This window comes from Peribacillus sp. NPDC101480 (assembly GCF_050277335.1).
Lineage (GTDB): Bacteria > Bacillota > Bacilli > Bacillales > DSM-1321 > Peribacillus.
Map to the genome: position 1 here is coordinate 966,555 of NZ_JBNNSB010000001.1, position 15,360 is coordinate 981,914.

Sequence of the window (15,360 nt, forward strand, 5' to 3'; positions counted from 1 at the left end):
TTTCTTCTGCCCACTGATAGAAAGAGTCCTTTCTCCTTTCTGTAATTTTTCGATTGAACTTGGTATAATCGAATGGGAAACTAATTATAGTAAGAAATTATTTGAATTAAGAGAGTTGATAAATATGAATCATGAAAAACTATCGATGAGATTAGAACGTGTTGCCATACATATACCAAAAGGAAGCATCCTTGCAGATATAGGTTCCGATCATGCTTATTTGCCGTGCTATGCTGTAACTAACGGCTTGTGTGACAGCGCAATAGCCGGCGAGGTTGTAGAAGGGCCATATCAGTCAGCACGCAAGCAAGTTGCAATGACGGGGCTTGGGGACAAGATAGAGGTCCGTAAAGGAGACGGGCTTGAAGTATTGAAGCCTGATGAAGCGACTTGCATTACGATTGCAGGCATGGGAGGGACTTTAATATCAAGTATATTGGAAAGCGGAAAAGGGAAACTTGGCAGGGCAGAAAGGCTTATCCTTCAGCCAAATGTCGGTGCAGCGAATGTTCGCAGCTGGCTAATGGAAAACGGCTGGGAACTTATTGGAGAGGAAATCCTTGAAGAAGATGGGAAAATCTATGAAATCTTAATTGCCGAAAAAGGGGACCCGCTCCGCCCTTATCTGATAAACAAGCAAGCAGGCCTCACGTTCGGTCCATACTTAAGAGAGCAATTCAGTGACATTTTCATAAAAAAATGGCAGCTAGAGAAAAAACATTTGGAGAGAATCATCGAACAATTGGATGAAAGCGGAAGAAGCGGACTGGAAACGAAGCGCAATGAATTAAAATCCCAAATTTCCGTAATTGAGGAGGTGCTTAAAGGGTGAAGACAGTGAATGGTCACAAAATCATTGAAACGTTTGAACAATTCTCCCCAAAGCATTATGCGATGGAGGGAGATCCGATCGGGCTGCATGTCGGTCAGCTCAATAAGCCGGTTACTAAAGTGCTGATTGCCCTTGATGTGCTGGAAGAGGTTGTAGACGAAGCGATAGAACATGGCGCGGAATTGATCATCGCCCATCATCCGCTTATTTACCGACCATTGAAAAGGATCGATACAAACACTGCTGGAGGCCGCATCATCGAAAAGCTGATCAAACATGATATCGCTGTTTATGCTGCGCATACCAATTTGGATGTCGCTAGGGGCGGAGTAAATGATTTACTTGCCGAAGCGCTGCAATTGCAGGACACAGAAGTATTGATCCCAACTACCGAGACAGCTCTAAAGAAATTGGTCGTATATGTTCCAAAGACCGACGCACAAAAGGTGAGGGAAGCCCTAGGTAAGGCAGGGGCAGGAGCGATCGGGAATTACAGCAATTGTTCGTTTTCCGGGGAAGGTACCGGACGCTTCTTGCCAGGTGATGGCAGTGAGCCGGTAATTGGCTCCCAAGGAAAGCTTGAAGAAGTAGCTGAAATGCGGGTCGAAACGATATTCCCGGAAAATATCGAAAAGAAAGTGCTAACTGCGATGATCAAAGCCCATCCATATGAGGAAGTTGCTCATGATATATATAAACTGGAGAATAAAGGGGAGTCTCTTGGCTTAGGGAAGATCGGTGTACTTCCTGAAGAAATGACACTTGAACAATTTTCCGAACATGTGAAGCGGACACTTGATGTTGAAAAGGTGCGTGTCGTTGGAGATTTGCAAAGCCCGATCAAAAAAGTGGCAGTGTTGGGCGGAGACGGCAATAAATACTTTACAACAGCGAAGTTCAAGGGAGCTGATGTATACGTTACGGGTGACATGTATTACCATACAGCGCATGACGCGATGATGCTTGGATTGAATATCGTGGATCCAGGCCACAATGTTGAAAAGGTAATGAAAAAAGGGGTGGCACGAATCCTTGAAAAAATGTGCCGCGAAAAGAGCTACGATGTGGAATTCATTCCATCCCGGCTGAATACAGACCCTTTCCAATTCATTTAAATAACACGAAAAAGGCAGCCATTAGTGGCTGCCTTTTTTTTTTGTGAAATCATTTCTTCACTTTAATCTTAGGTAAAATTTTATGCAATGGCGTTTTCTTTTCGGTATTCCAAGTCGATTCATCACTTGCTTCATATTGCTCTAGAAATGCGATAACTTCCTTCGTGATCGGAGTTGGTGTGGAAGCCCCTGAAGTGACGGCAACCGTTTCTGCATCTTTTAGCCATTCAAGATTCAGCTCGGAAATGTCAGCGATCCGATAAGCGCTCGTGCCGGCAATCTCTTGGGAAACTTGTGCAAGGCGGTTTGAATTATTACTCTTGGGGTCTCCGACTACGATTAAAACATCAGCTTCACCAGCTTGCTCGGCAACCGCTTCTTGGCGAACCTGTGTCGCTAAACAAATTTCCTTATGGACTTCGGCATGTGGGAACTTTTCCTTGACCTTATCCATGATATCCAATACATCCCATTGGCTCATCGTTGTTTGATTGGTAACAATGATCTTATCACTATTCAAAGTCAAGGCTTCCACATCTTCATCCTTTTGAACCAGGTGAACTACATCAGGAGCTACTCCGACAGCACCCTCTGGTTCCGGATGGCCTTTTTTGCCAATATAAATGATTTGATAGCCTTCCGCTTGTTTTTCCCGAATTAAGTCATGTGTTGCGGTAACATCGGGACATGTAGCATCAAGCGTAACAAGACCTTTTTTCTCAGCGATCTTCCTGATTTCAGGTGAAACGCCGTGAGCAGTAAAGATGACGGTTCCGCTGTCCACCTGTTCGATGATATCGTTGCGGTTGCTGCCGTCCAGCGTGATGATGCCTTCTTCTTCAAACGCATCCGTCACATGTTTGTTATGCACAATCATTCCTAAAATGTAAATGGGACGTGGCAAGGTTTTATCTAAAGCCGCATTACGGGCGATGACCATGGCATCGACAACGCCATAACAATAGCCGCGCGGGGAAATTTTAATCACTTTCATCTATGTGTCCTCCTTCAAGGCAAGAAACTCTCACTTTTTATACCTTTCTATTATATAAGACCATAGATGATATTACAAAACATCATATTTACATAAAATCAGTTATTGGTAAATTTTTTGCAGCCTTTAGATATAAAGCTTTGGACCGGATGACCTTTCCCTTTTGGTTTCGGTATGGACTTGGGCGATAGGGTTAGCTTCTTTAGCTTTTTCTTTTTTCTTCGAATCCGTTTGTACCACACTGTTTTTTTGTACCTCAACATTTGGCTCGCTTTCAACGGAAACTCCCTGATCCTCGTTATCACCGGCTGATGAAATGCTCCGGAAAACTTTCCACATGGAAGGCAGGTTTTTAATCACTGGTCCGTATTGTTCCACCATAGGTGTGAATTGTTCCGCCGCTTGCAATACTTTTTGCGTGTTGGAAAGCATGTTATTAAGGGACTCTGGGTTTTTTAATGTTTCTAGTATACCGCCTCCGCTGCTTCTTGAAGAACTTTGATTAGAGGTACCGGCTGGCGCAAACAAATTTGGCGCAGCTGCTTTTTGTTTTGACTTACCGAGTATTTTTGACAATAACCCTTCTTTCTTTGCTGGCGGCATCTCCTGCCGCTGCGGTTGGTTGAAGGGACCGCGGAAACCTTGAGGTCCCTGTGGCATCTGCCCTCTGTTTTGTACCATCGGCCGCTGCATCTGCTGATAAGGGTGGGGGATTTGCGGTGACTGTCTCAATGGAGCAGGGTGCTGCTGCATCCTTCGGCCATTGTGTGGCTGAAAACCGGGTCCGGGTTGACGATTTCTATTTGGGAACATAGGTTTCACCTCCTCAGATTTTATATGCTGGTGTAATCTTCTATATAAATTATGCAACTCGACAAAAAAGGTTTGAGGAAAGAGTGACTGGGCAGTTGTGAAGTAACCGGAAAGAAGGTAAGATGGTAACGGTAGTCTTTTCGCTCCATGTCTGCGGGGGATACGCTATGACCAGGACAGGGGCTTTTCGTTTGCAAGAGTCCATTTTAAGAGAAAACCTCAGCGCTTGCGCTTTTGTTAAGTAAATGGGTCACATTGAAAAAAGTAGATGGCCTGCCCCAATATGGGTCAATCCCTATTTTCTTCACGAGCAACCCAGGCGCTTGCGCTTTTTGTGTAATCCAGCTTCAGCGCCTAGCTCGTTGTGAAAAAGATGATCGCCCTCATAAGGCAAAAAGCGCCTTATGGGTCAATCCCTATTTTCTTCACGAGCAACCCAGGCGCTTGCGCTTTTTGTGTGAAATTTATTATAATAACAGGACATGTCTAATGACTGACAGGATAAAGGAGTTTTTTGATGAAACAAAATCAATTTGAACGATTTAATTTGAAAAGCTACATTCTAGATGCGGTTCGTACTTTAGGGTTCGATAAGCCGACGGAAATTCAAGAGCGCGTGCTTCCGTCGCTTTTAAAGGGAAGTAGCTTAATTGGACAGTCGCAGACAGGAACAGGGAAGACACATTCCTATTTGCTGCCGATCATGAACAGGCTTGATGCCGGTAAGAATGAGGTTCAAGCGATTATTTCCGCACCAACCCGTGAGTTAGCGAACCAAATCTACAAAGAAGCTTTGAAAATTGCTGACCATTTCCCTGAGGATGAGCAGATTCAAGTCCGTTGTTTCATCGGTGGTACTGATAAACAGCGAATGATAGATAAATTGAAGACACAGCCGCAATTGGTAATCGGTACACCGGGCCGGATCAAGGACTTGGTTGAAGCTCAGGCATTACAGGTTTATACAGCAAAAATGCTTGTAGTAGATGAAGCGGACCTTATGCTAGACATGGGCTTCATTGAAGATGTCGATATATTTGCATCACGTATGGCTGAAAAAATTCAAATGCTTGTCTTTTCGGCAACCATCCCAGAAAAATTGAAGCCGTTTTTAAATAAATATATGGAGAATCCAAAGTATGTTCAAGTGAATCCCAAGCAGGCGACCGCTTCGAAAATTGAACATGTTCTCGTACCGATTCGTCACCGTAACAGAGAGCAGTTACTTCATGATATCATCGTTCGTTATAATCCATATTTGGCGATTATTTTCACAAACACAAAAAAAATGGCGGATCATGTGGCTAACTCCTTGATTGAAAAAGGGTTGAATGTCGGCCGTATTCATGGTGATTTATCGCCTCGTGAGCGTAAAAAAATGATGAAGCAAATCAATGATCTGGAGTATCAATTCATCGTTGCGACAGATCTGGCTTCCCGTGGAATCGATATTGAAGGTGTAAGTCATATCATTAACTATGAATTGCCTTCAGATTTGGATTTTTATATCCATAGAACGGGAAGGACGGCACGTGCCGGATATTCAGGCATTGCCACTACCATTTACGATACATCCGATGAAGATTCACTGAACCGCCTTGAAAAAATGGGCATTGAATTCCGTGATGCGGATATCCAAAACGGTGATTGGGTTGATATCGATGAACGTAATAAAAGGAAAAACCGTAAAAAACAAAAATCTGATATCGATGTTAAAGCGAGCAGGCACGTCAAGAAGCCAACTAAAGTCAAGCCAGGATACAAGAAGAAAATTCAACGAGATGTGGAAAACTTTAAAAAACGTGAACGTCGTATACAGAGAAAGAAATAGGGGAGAAATCAGATGCTGAAGATCGGATCGCATGTTTCAATGAGCGGGAAAGGTATGCTACTTGCTGCGAGTCAAGAAGCGGCTTCGTATGGCTCCAACACATTCATGATCTATACAGGGGCCCCTCAAAACACAAGACGTAAAAAAATCGAGGATTTAAATATCGAAGCCGGAAGACTGCATATGGAGGAGAATGGAATCAGCGATATCGTAGTCCATGCCCCGTATATCATTAATATAGGAAATACAACGAATCCAGCCACATACGAGCTTGGAGTCAACTTCTTACGCAGCGAAATCGATCGGACCGAAGCCATTGGCGCAAGGCAGATCGTACTTCATCCAGGTGCGCATGTTGGTGCAGGCAGTGAACTGGGTATCAAGAGAATCATCGAAGGTTTGAATGAGGTGCTGACTGCCGACGATAAAGTTCAGATTGCCCTTGAAACGATGGCAGGCAAAGGGTCTGAATGTGGCAGGTCTTTCGAAGAGCTGGCGATGATCATTGATGGTGTTACCCATAATGAAAAACTATCGGTTTGCTTCGATACTTGCCATACTCACGATGCCGGATATAATATCATCGAGGATTTTGATGGCGTACTTAATGAATTTGATAAATTGGTCGGTGTTGACCGCATCAAGGTCCTTCACATAAACGATAGCAAAAATGAACGCGGCATGCGCAAGGACCGCCATGAAAACATTGGATTTGGTCATATTGGTTTTAAGGCGTTGAATGCTATTGTTCACCATGCGCAATTAAGCAGTGTTCCGAAAATCCTGGAAACACCTTATGTAGGGGAAGACAAAAAAGACAAAAAGGCACCATATAAATTTGAAATTGATATGTTCAAGAATAATCAATTTGATGAAGATCTATTGGATAAGATCAGATTTCAACAATAATCATAATAGGGACGATTCATCGAAAAAGATGAATCGTCCTTTCATTTGCATAAGTATGCTCAAATAAGGCTGGGAGCTGGCTTAAGATCTCTAAAAAGTGGAAGTAAGGTTGTTGAAGAGGGATTCTATTTCCCTGGCTGTGCTTGCTCCGGCAACTTTTGTAATTTGACCAAGCACATTCTGTCTTTGACGTATATCAAAAATGTTAATATTTTTACCTGCTAGAAGTGCAGTGATATCCTGTGCTTGTTTTTGAGTGAGTGCAACCTTATGCTGTTTAGCAAGGGAAAGCAGTTCATCGGGGCGAATACTGTTGATTTTATGATTGACCATCATTTCAAATAATTTCAAACGATCTCCTCCTTTGTTAAAACATATGAAGGAGGAAGACGTATGTGAACATGAAACTTTGTTTGATTACGGTAAGTTTGGTTCAGCTCACACTTTTTTGTGGTTCAGAGCGTACCGGCACTTGTTCAGAGGACCGGTTTCTTTACATCTTGGCTTCTTTGATTTATACTAACGATTGTTAATCGTAATGATTCTTAAAAAAATAGGTGATCTCTTTGGATAATGTAGTTAACCCCATAGTTAAATTTGAAGATATATCTTACAAATATACAAAAGATCTAGTGCTGGAACATGTTTCTCTTGAAATCCCTAGAGGGGCCTTCTTAGCAATCGTTGGGCCGAATGGATCCGGTAAGTCAACGCTTTTGAAGTTGCTGCTTGGTCTGTTCAAGCTCCAAAAGGGAAAAATTGAAATATTCGGGGAAGACATACGACGCTTTAAAGATTGGCAAAAGGTCGGTTTCGTTTCCCAAAAGGCCAACTCCTTCAACTCTGGGTTTCCTGCCACAGTTTTTGAAGTGGTTCAGAGTGGTTTGACCAAAAAAATCGGCTTGTTTAAGTTTGCAGGCAAAGAGGATAAGCAAAAGGTGAAGAAGGCTCTGGAATCCGTGGATATGCTTGAATATCAGAACCGCAATATCGGGGAATTGTCCGGAGGCCAGCAGCAGCGGGTGTTCATTGCCCGGTCACTGGTCAGCGAACCGGAATTGATGATATTGGATGAGCCTACGGTTGGCGTTGATTCAAAAAACGTCCACCAATTTTATGAAATGCTTGAGATGTTGAATGAAAAATTAGGTATAACCCTTATTTTAGTAACTCATGATGTTGGTACTGTGACCGATAAAGTCACACATGTCGCCTGTTTAAATAAAAAGCTTCATTTTCACGGGGATGCCTGTGAATATAATGAGCTGGATGAAGGTGAGCTCTCGTCCATTTATGGACATGGGGTCCAATTTTTAAATCATGATCATTAATATGTTTTGGAGGATAGCCCAATGATATCGGGGATATTGCAATTTGAATTTTTGCAGAACGCATTTTTGACCGGAATCATCATCGGAGCGATTGCGCCATTAGTGGGCGTTTTTGTCGTGGTAAGGCGGATGTCGATGATTTCCGATGCGCTAAGTCATGTAGCGCTTGCTGGGATAGCGTTTAGTTTATTGCTGCAGAAGAGCTTTCTATCTTTAGCAGGATTGAATCCACTTTATATAGGAATGGCCTTTTCTGTAGGTGGTTCATTATTCATTGAAAAATTAAGAGGGGTGTACAAGCATTATCAAGAGCTTGCAATCCCGATCATAATGTCAGGCGGCATGGGTCTCAGTGTCATTTTCATATCCATTGCAGATGGTTTCAATACGGATTTATACGGTTATTTATTCGGCAGTGTCAGTGCCGTCAGCCGTGCGGACTTATATGTCATTTTGGCAGTGGGGATAGTCGTAGCCTTGATGCTCACCCTATTGTATAAAGAACTATTTCTGTTATCTTTTGATGAAGAGCATGCGAAAGCGTCCGGAATACCTTATAAAGCGATTCATTTTATTTTTATTGTAATGGTCGCATTGGTCATTGCCGCTTCCATGAAAATCATTGGCATATTACTTGTTTCTTCGCTCATGACGCTCCCGGTAGCTGCTAGTCTCCGCTTTGCAAAGGGTTTTAAGCAGATGATTGGATATTCGGTCTTATTCGGTGAAGTGTCTGTCATAGGCGGATTATTCTTATCATATAACCTTGACCTTGCTCCTGGCGGGACCATTGTAATAATAGCTGTACTAATTCTCATCTTGTCAATTTTGTTTGATAAGTGGAAAAATCGATAGATGGGGTGATGTAATGAACGTAACTACTGCCATGCAACTATTAAAAGATAAAGGTTTTAAGCATACAGGAAAGAGGGAAGAAATGCTGCAGCTTTTCTCTTCCAGCGATAAATATTTAACGGCCAAAGATGTATTGGAGAATATGAAACAGGATTATCCAGGTTTAAGCTTCGATACGATTTACAGAAATCTTTCCTTATTTGTAGAACTGGGCATCTTTGAAGCGACCGAGTTGGAAGGGGAAAAGCGTTTTCGTTTTACATGCGGTCATTCTTCCCACCATCACCACTTCATCTGTTTAAATTGTGGAAAAACGAAAGAAATCGAACTGTGCCCGATGCAGGAACTTCAGGAAAGCTTGAAGGACTACGATGTTTCGGGTCATAAATTTGAAATTTACGGACGCTGTCCCGCATGTAGCGTATCTTTGGATGCATAAAAACCATTGACCTCCAGTCAATGGTTTTTTCTTGTCTCATTTTATAGTTGCCGGTTGCCCTGACATCCAATTATTCACCCATGCAGAGGCTTCTTGCCAATTGTTGACCCGAATCACCCTTTCAGGCACGGGATCTTGGTTGTAAGGAGTATTAAATAAAATCACGGGTATTTTACACTCTTCCGAAATCGCCACTGCATTATCGTGCTTGTCCTCTAAAAAGAGATCGACTTCGAATTTTTTGGCTGCAGCCACTTTATCGTGTGAGCCTACAAGCTCAATATGATCATATAGGACTTCATTCGACGTGAACCAATTTTTGGTTACATCAAATAAACGGTTACTTCTGGCACTTATGAAATAAAGGTTAGCGTGTTCAGTCCATTTTTCCAATACATCTTTCGCACCTTCAGCCAATAATGATTCCGAATAGATGAGTGGCTCGCTCTCAATGAACCATTTAGTGAAATCCTCTCTTGGAACATTCACGAAAGGGAATAAGTCATATTCGGTAATGTCCTCATAAGCTAAATTCAGCTGGAAAGCTTTATTTAAAAAGGGGACCATGGAATCAGGTCTTGTAACAGTCCCGTCTATATCGATGCCAAAACGTTTTTTCATGATGAATCTCTCCCTCATTTTCAATACTTGTAATAGTGTAACATATCCCATCATAGCTTTGGTAAATACCCGTATTTATTTCCAAGATATGAAACCATTTTCACGATGGGATCCGCAATTTTTACATACACTATAAATGCTTCACAAATGAAAGTGAGGGATGCACGAATGGAAAAAGATCAATACTCCAGTATTGACGACGAAATGCAATTGGCGAAAGAGGGCAGTGAACCAACCGTTGTGGATGATCAGCATCATGAGCGGTATTATAATGAAGATACACCTGAAGATGACAGACGATATGAAAGTCGTGGGACCATAACCAATATGGATAACCGGTATCAGGAAGAAACGTCTGCCGAAATTTCAACACCGCCTCAGAGAATCAGGTCATATAAAAATGATGGACGTGCAGAGGATAATGGTTCTGGGGATGTGGCATCAAGAGGGAAAGCGATTGGTGTCATAGCTTTGATCATCTCCATTATATCTTTATTCACGATGCCCTTCATTTTAGGGATTGTGGGTATCATTGTAGGGATAGTGGCCAGAAGCCGGGGATCGAACTTAGGTACTTGGGCCATCGTCATTGGTGCAATCTCCATCATCGTTGGCATATTCATCCTGCCATTCTTTTAAACACCATTAAAACCCTTTGATGTCATTTTCCGAAATGCATCAAAGGGTTTTTTCAAATGGTATAAAACAAAAAATCCCGATAATGAAACATCGGGATTCTTTGTTTTATTTATTTAGTAAAGCTGCAGCAGCAGCTTCGGCTCTTTGTTTTTCATAGTACTCTTCAGCGATTTTGTCAATTTCTTTTTTAAGTTCCTCGACCATCGTCTCTTCAGGCACTTTACGAACAATTTGACCTTTTCTAAACAGTAAACCTTCACCTCGGGCCCCGGCAATGCCGATATCAGCCTCACGGGCTTCTCCAGGGCCGTTTACCGCACAACCAAGCACTGATACCTTGATTGGCGCTTTGACCGTCTGGATGTACTCTTCAACTTCATTGGCGATGGAAATCAAATCAATCTCGATTCGTCCGCAAGTAGGGCAGGAAATTAAAGTGGCCATGTTGGAAGCAAGGCCAAATACTTTTAGAAGCTCCCTTGCCACCTTCACCTCTTCGACAGGATCGGCACTTAAGGAAACACGCATCGTGCTTCCGATGCCCTGACTTAGGATGGCACCTAGTCCGGCAGCGCTTTTTACGGTTCCTGAAAATAGCGTACCTGATTCCGTGATCCCAAGATGTAAAGGATAATCGAATGCTTTCGAAGCTTTTTCATATGCCTCGATGGCTAAATTCACATCGGAAGCCTTCATGGAAACGATAATGTCATGAAAGTCCAGATCTTCCAGGATCTTAATATGGTGTAAAGCACTTTCTACCATTCCATCAGCAGTCGGGAAGCCATATTTCTCGATGATTTTCTTCTCTAGAGAACCAGCATTGACCCCGATGCGAATTGGTATTCCTTTAGCCTTCGCAGCTTTCACTACTGCTTCAACCTTTTCACGGCGACCGATGTTACCAGGATTAATCCTGATTTTATCAGCTCCGCCCTCGATTGCCTTCAGAGCAAGTTTATAATCGAAATGAATATCGACTACAAGAGGGATGTTTATCCGTTTTTTTATCTCAGAGATTGCATCAGCTGCCCTTTCATCCGGACAGGCGACACGTACGATTTGACATCCAGCTTCTTCAAGGCGAAGAATCTCTGCAACCGTTGCTTCAACATCATGTGTTTTTGTCGTTGTCATGCTTTGTACGATAACTTCATTATTGCCGCCAATCGTTAAGTTTCCGACTTTAATTGGCCGCGTCTTGGTGCGATGTATGATTTCACTCAAGTGGAATTCTCTCCTTTAGGAAAAAATCAGTTTTGATTTTTAATTTGTTTCTCTGAAATATTGTATCAATGTACATACCGCTTGACAAGAAAATAGGACGCATAATGTTTTTTCATCACGAGACATCCCCTAATTTCTGGATAAAATCAATGCTGGGAAATCCCCTTAATGGTTCTTGTGAAGGGGGAGATTCCTATTATGGGGGTTATTTGTAAACGGGAATCTTATATGTTTTGCCAATCTGCATATCCTCGGGCTTCAATCCTTCATTCAAACTTTGAAAGTCAGTGATGATCGTTTCGATTGGCTGATTGGATCCGCCTTTTTCCGTTTCGACGATGGAAAGTAAGGTATCACCCGGTTTCATGGTAATTTCTTTATAGGCGGCAGATGGTGCGGATGCAGGCTTGCTGGCCGGGACGGCCTGTTCGCCTGTAGAGGCCGGTGGATGGGAAGCCGGCAGGGTACCCGTAGTCATATCAAAATAAATAATAAATAAAGTGAAACAGAATGAGATAAAAAGCAGTAGCCGTTTCAATTTTCCATCCTCCCAAGCTTGTCTTTAATTCATCTATACTTGGAGGGGGCAAAAAATATGCCTAAAAATGGGCAATTCTTCAAATGGAATATGAGAGTGGCCATTCAAATTTTTCTATTTCATCTGAGTAACATCCTTATTATTTGAATGAGTGTTAAGAAAGGAGCGAATTTCCTTTGGGGTCAGACCACTCTTTTTTGCCTCCATTATGAGTAACAACCACTGCACATCAATATGATTCTCCTTCACATCTATCACCTCTTAATTACTATTTCAATCATAAGTATAGGAATAACTTAGTGAGTATTTTGTCGAATTAAGTAGATTAAAAAAATGATGACTGTAGTCATATGCTGCAAAGGCATGGATTACCCGATTTTATTTAAGCAAAAAGAGCCGGACCCGGTGGTCGAATTAAATGGGGTTCTATCTGAATTTTAAAAAAGTTGATTGGAACAGGTGGGCGAGACTGCGAATTTTTACAAAGCCTTAAAAGACTGTAGGGAAGCTCGATTCTCATCGAGCTTCCCTACAGTCTGAGTCCAATCTTATTAATGTCAATTTCCGATCTTATTGGCTGATGTTTCTTTAATCGATAAGAATAACATCATCAATGTCACAAACCAGCTAATGATGGAAGCGAACGGTACCATTGCTTGAAAAGCATCCATGATGGCGAAGAATACCGTGGCAAGCGTTATGCTGTAAGCACCGATTCTCCATAGATGCCTATAGGAAAGAGGACGGCCAAGAGCATTTTTGAAAAAAAGACCGAAAGCGGCAAGGATTGTCACTTTAATGAAGATACCGCTAGCAGTAAACAGGTATAATATAAGTAGAAGCAATGGAAGGATAATAGGCAGCACAGATTCAACTGAATCAAGCCAAGTGGATATTTCCTTATTATCTCCCTCCAGAACTGAATATGGAGAGGATTGCACATTGCCTCCGGATACGAAAACCAGATCAGACTTTAAAAGCGCGACAGCTTCATCAGCTTTAGTGGCTACATCTTCCGGGGTCAAAGCTCCCGTGCCATCTACAAAAATTTGATATCCGTTTTTATTCAGGCTAAACGGCTCATCTTGTTCAGTTGTCAACGTGCCATTTTTGATTTCAAATGCCGGTAAGTCTTCGGATACTGTTTCGTGCATCGCATCTATCCCGTTAACTATCATTGTCCCGAAATAAAAAGCTGAAGGGAGAAAGGCGATGAGACTTATAAAGAAAACGAATAATATCGTTTTCCCGATACCTTGGTTTTGAAAGGAAGCGATATCTTTAGGAGAATACAAGCTTACCCATAGTTGTTTGAATATGTTCAATGTTTTCAGCACCTAACTATATAAGATTCCTAACCAATTTTAACTATATGGGAAAAATAAAACAACCTGTATTCTGCTTCATTGGTTTCAACCATCAGTAATGAGGTAATTATGGAGAGATAAAGTCAAATTATATAAAATGAGAAAGGGGTGTGTTAATGATGGATACACTATTTTGGATAATAATTACCCTCATGTTCATAATGGGGTTTGTCGGTCTGATTTTTCCAATCATCCCAAGTGTTTTATTCATTTTCGGCGGAATATTGCTATATGGACTATTTTATTCTTTTGAACCATTTGGCTGGTTTTTCTGGACGGTCCAAATTTTATTCGTCATCCTTTTATTCGCAGCTGATTACATTGCGAACATGGTCGGGGTCAAAAAGTATGGAGGCACGAAAGCGGGAATTTGGGGCAGTACGATTGGGCTTCTGGTCGGGCCATTCGTGATCCCGTTCCTCGGAATACTAATAGGACCATTCATCGGGGCATTCCTGGCAGAAATCCTAGTACATAAAAAAGACCCGGTCACTGCTTCGAAAATCGGCCTTGGTTCCGTTGTAGGCTTTATAAGCAGCGTCATCACAAAAGGAATCATCCAAGTTTTGATGATTGGATATTTTTTATTCGTGGTATTCTCATAGGAAATATAATCGAAAAATGAAAAATTGAGGCATAAGGTTTGAAACGGTTACAAAAATTTGATACTCTATTTCTAGCGAGCTTTATGTATCTTTCGAGAACTGAAGCCCTCAAAAAATAAAAGCTTACATAGGGAGGAATTTTATTATGGCTTTTGAACTTCCACAATTACCGTATGCATATGATGCATTAGAACCACACATCGACAAAGAAACAATGAACATTCACCACACTAAACATCACAACACATATGTGACAAACCTGAACAATGCCCTAGAAGGTAACCAAGAACTTCTAAGCAAAAGCGTTGAAGAAATCGTCGCTAACCTTGACGCAGTACCTGAAGCTGTTCGTACAGCTGTACGCAACAATGGTGGCGGACATGCTAACCACACTTTATTCTGGGAAATCCTTTCACCTAACGGCGGCGGACAACCGACTGGTGAATTAGCGGATGCTATCACTTCAAAATTCGGAAGCTTTGACAGCTTTAAAGAAGAGTTCGCTAAAGCGGCTACTACTCGTTTTGGATCTGGCTGGGCTTGGCTTGCAGTCAACAATGGCGAGTTGGAAGTAACAAGTACACCAAACCAAGACAATCCATTATCAGAAGGTAAAACACCGCTTCTTGGATTGGACGTTTGGGAACATGCATACTACCTAAACTACCAAAACCGTCGTCCTGAATACATCAATTCTTTCTGGAATGTTGTAAACTGGGATGAGGTTGCAAAACGTTACAGCGCTGCAAAATAATTTGTAATTAAAAAAGACAGGGTTCCTTTTCTGAAAAGGAATCCTGTCTTTTTTTTTGTTTCTCTAATCCGAACGGGAACATTGAAGAAAAACTATATTAAGGCAACTCGTATGCTGTTTCGCCAAAAGAAGTGAAAGAAATTCACGAGAAAAAGCTGCGAATAAAGATGGAAATTTACGAGAAACGCACAAATTCACGAGTAAAAGCTCAAAACTCACGAGTAAAAGCTCAAAACTCACGAGTAAAAGCCCGAAATTCACGAGTAAAACGCACAAATTCACGAGTAAACTCTCCAATTCCTGAGTGAAATCTCGAAACTCACGAGTAAAAGGATCGAATTCACGAGTAAACACTCCAAATTCATGATCAACCCCTTCGTCTTCGCCAATCGAAGAGTTTTCTTTATACTGTTTTTGATTTAAAGGGAAAAGCTTTTAAGGAAAAAAGTATAAGTGCAACTACTTCTCTGTCATCGCCATCCTGGCTCGC

General features: G+C 41.8%; 18 protein-coding genes. 10 read left to right on the forward strand and 8 right to left on the reverse strand.

Going from position 1 to position 15,360, the window contains the following annotated elements; all coding sequences use genetic code 11:
- Positions 1 to 124 precede the first annotated feature (124 nt).
- Positions 125 to 832, forward strand: a complete 708-nt coding sequence (locus ACQKMF_RS04805; RefSeq protein ID WP_101223467.1) for a tRNA (adenine(22)-N(1))-methyltransferase — start codon at positions 125 to 127, stop codon at positions 830 to 832.
- Positions 829 to 1,947: a Nif3-like dinuclear metal center hexameric protein gene (locus ACQKMF_RS04810; protein ID WP_427572007.1), complete on the forward strand. Its 1,119-nt coding sequence runs from the start codon at positions 829 to 831 to the stop codon at positions 1,945 to 1,947. The genes ACQKMF_RS04805 and ACQKMF_RS04810 overlap by 4 nt, the downstream gene beginning before the upstream one ends.
- 49 nt (positions 1,948 to 1,996) lie before the next feature.
- On the opposite strand, the gene ACQKMF_RS04815 is transcribed toward ACQKMF_RS04810, so the two are convergent.
- On the reverse strand, positions 1,997 to 2,941 hold the full coding sequence (locus tag ACQKMF_RS04815) for a 4-hydroxy-3-methylbut-2-enyl diphosphate reductase (RefSeq protein ID WP_101222589.1): 945 nt from the start codon (positions 2,939 to 2,941) through the stop codon (positions 1,997 to 1,999).
- Between the two features lie 126 nt (positions 2,942 to 3,067).
- Positions 3,068 to 3,754: a VrrA/YqfQ family protein gene (gene vrrA, locus ACQKMF_RS04820; RefSeq protein WP_427572010.1), complete on the reverse strand. Its 687-nt coding sequence runs from the start codon at positions 3,752 to 3,754 to the stop codon at positions 3,068 to 3,070.
- A 517-nt stretch (positions 3,755 to 4,271) separates the two neighbouring features.
- On the opposite strand from vrrA, the gene ACQKMF_RS04825 reads away from it, so the two are divergent.
- Both ACQKMF_RS04825 and ACQKMF_RS04830 read left to right on the forward strand, forming a co-directional pair.
- Positions 4,272 to 5,585, forward strand: a complete 1,314-nt coding sequence (locus tag ACQKMF_RS04825; protein ID WP_260358094.1) for a DEAD/DEAH box helicase — start codon at positions 4,272 to 4,274, stop codon at positions 5,583 to 5,585.
- Between the two features lie 12 nt (positions 5,586 to 5,597).
- Positions 5,598 to 6,494, forward strand: a complete 897-nt coding sequence (locus ACQKMF_RS04830; protein WP_427572012.1) for a deoxyribonuclease IV — start codon at positions 5,598 to 5,600, stop codon at positions 6,492 to 6,494.
- A 90-nt stretch (positions 6,495 to 6,584) separates the two neighbouring features.
- Here ACQKMF_RS04830 and ACQKMF_RS04835 read toward each other — a convergent pair whose 3' ends face one another.
- The gene (locus ACQKMF_RS04835; RefSeq protein WP_063233031.1) at positions 6,585 to 6,845 is read right to left on the reverse strand and encodes a DUF2624 family protein; all 261 of its coding nucleotides are present in this window, start codon (positions 6,843 to 6,845) and stop codon (positions 6,585 to 6,587) included.
- Positions 6,846 to 7,060: 215 nt separating this feature from the next.
- On the opposite strand from ACQKMF_RS04835, the gene ACQKMF_RS04840 reads away from it, so the two are divergent.
- The 3 genes from ACQKMF_RS04840 to ACQKMF_RS04850 are packed head-to-tail and all read left to right on the forward strand — an operon-like array spanning position 7,061 to position 9,119.
- On the forward strand, positions 7,061 to 7,825 hold the full coding sequence (locus ACQKMF_RS04840; protein WP_101222585.1) for a metal ABC transporter ATP-binding protein: 765 nt from the start codon (positions 7,061 to 7,063) through the stop codon (positions 7,823 to 7,825).
- A 21-nt stretch (positions 7,826 to 7,846) separates the two neighbouring features.
- Entirely contained in the window at positions 7,847 to 8,680 is an 834-nt protein-coding gene (locus tag ACQKMF_RS04845; protein WP_063233033.1) for a metal ABC transporter permease, read from the forward strand.
- Positions 8,681 to 8,693: 13 nt separating this feature from the next.
- Positions 8,694 to 9,119, forward strand: a complete 426-nt coding sequence (locus tag ACQKMF_RS04850) for a Fur family transcriptional regulator (RefSeq protein ID WP_101222584.1) — start codon at positions 8,694 to 8,696, stop codon at positions 9,117 to 9,119.
- Between the two features lie 36 nt (positions 9,120 to 9,155).
- Here ACQKMF_RS04850 and ACQKMF_RS04855 read toward each other — a convergent pair whose 3' ends face one another.
- Positions 9,156 to 9,740 (reverse strand): 5' nucleotidase, NT5C type, encoded by a 585-nt coding sequence (locus ACQKMF_RS04855; protein ID WP_427572015.1) that lies wholly within the window; start codon positions 9,738 to 9,740, stop codon positions 9,156 to 9,158.
- 168 nt (positions 9,741 to 9,908) lie between these two features.
- Here ACQKMF_RS04855 and ACQKMF_RS04860 point away from each other — a divergent pair, with 168 nt between their 5' ends.
- On the forward strand, positions 9,909 to 10,379 hold the full coding sequence (locus ACQKMF_RS04860; protein ID WP_230177021.1) for a DUF4190 domain-containing protein: 471 nt from the start codon (positions 9,909 to 9,911) through the stop codon (positions 10,377 to 10,379).
- Positions 10,380 to 10,484: 105 nt separating this feature from the next.
- On the opposite strand, the gene ispG is transcribed toward ACQKMF_RS04860, so the two are convergent.
- The 4 genes from ispG to ACQKMF_RS04880 form a co-directional block, all read right to left on the reverse strand.
- Positions 10,485 to 11,597 carry a flavodoxin-dependent (E)-4-hydroxy-3-methylbut-2-enyl-diphosphate synthase gene (ispG, locus tag ACQKMF_RS04865; protein ID WP_185116202.1) on the reverse strand — a complete coding sequence of 371 codons (1,113 nt, stop codon included), beginning with the start codon at positions 11,595 to 11,597 and terminating at the stop codon, positions 10,485 to 10,487.
- 214 nt (positions 11,598 to 11,811) lie between these two features.
- The gene (locus ACQKMF_RS04870; protein ID WP_230177020.1) at positions 11,812 to 12,144 is read right to left on the reverse strand and encodes a hypothetical protein; all 333 of its coding nucleotides are present in this window, start codon (positions 12,142 to 12,144) and stop codon (positions 11,812 to 11,814) included.
- 114 nt (positions 12,145 to 12,258) lie between these two features.
- On the reverse strand, positions 12,259 to 12,402 hold the full coding sequence (locus ACQKMF_RS04875) for an anti-repressor SinI family protein (RefSeq protein ID WP_427572018.1): 144 nt from the start codon (positions 12,400 to 12,402) through the stop codon (positions 12,259 to 12,261).
- A gap of 299 nt (positions 12,403 to 12,701) precedes the next feature.
- Complete coding sequence (locus ACQKMF_RS04880; RefSeq protein WP_157831004.1) at positions 12,702 to 13,469, reverse strand: DUF1189 domain-containing protein; 768 nt, start codon at positions 13,467 to 13,469, stop codon at positions 12,702 to 12,704.
- A gap of 161 nt (positions 13,470 to 13,630) precedes the next feature.
- Between ACQKMF_RS04880 and ACQKMF_RS04885 the strand changes: the two genes are divergently transcribed.
- Positions 13,631 to 14,116: a DUF456 domain-containing protein gene (locus ACQKMF_RS04885; RefSeq protein WP_101222580.1), complete on the forward strand. Its 486-nt coding sequence runs from the start codon at positions 13,631 to 13,633 to the stop codon at positions 14,114 to 14,116.
- 145 nt (positions 14,117 to 14,261) lie between these two features.
- Positions 14,262 to 14,870, forward strand: a complete 609-nt coding sequence (sodA, locus tag ACQKMF_RS04890) for a superoxide dismutase SodA (protein WP_034308436.1) — start codon at positions 14,262 to 14,264, stop codon at positions 14,868 to 14,870.
- The last annotated feature ends 490 nt before the right edge of the window (positions 14,871 to 15,360 follow it).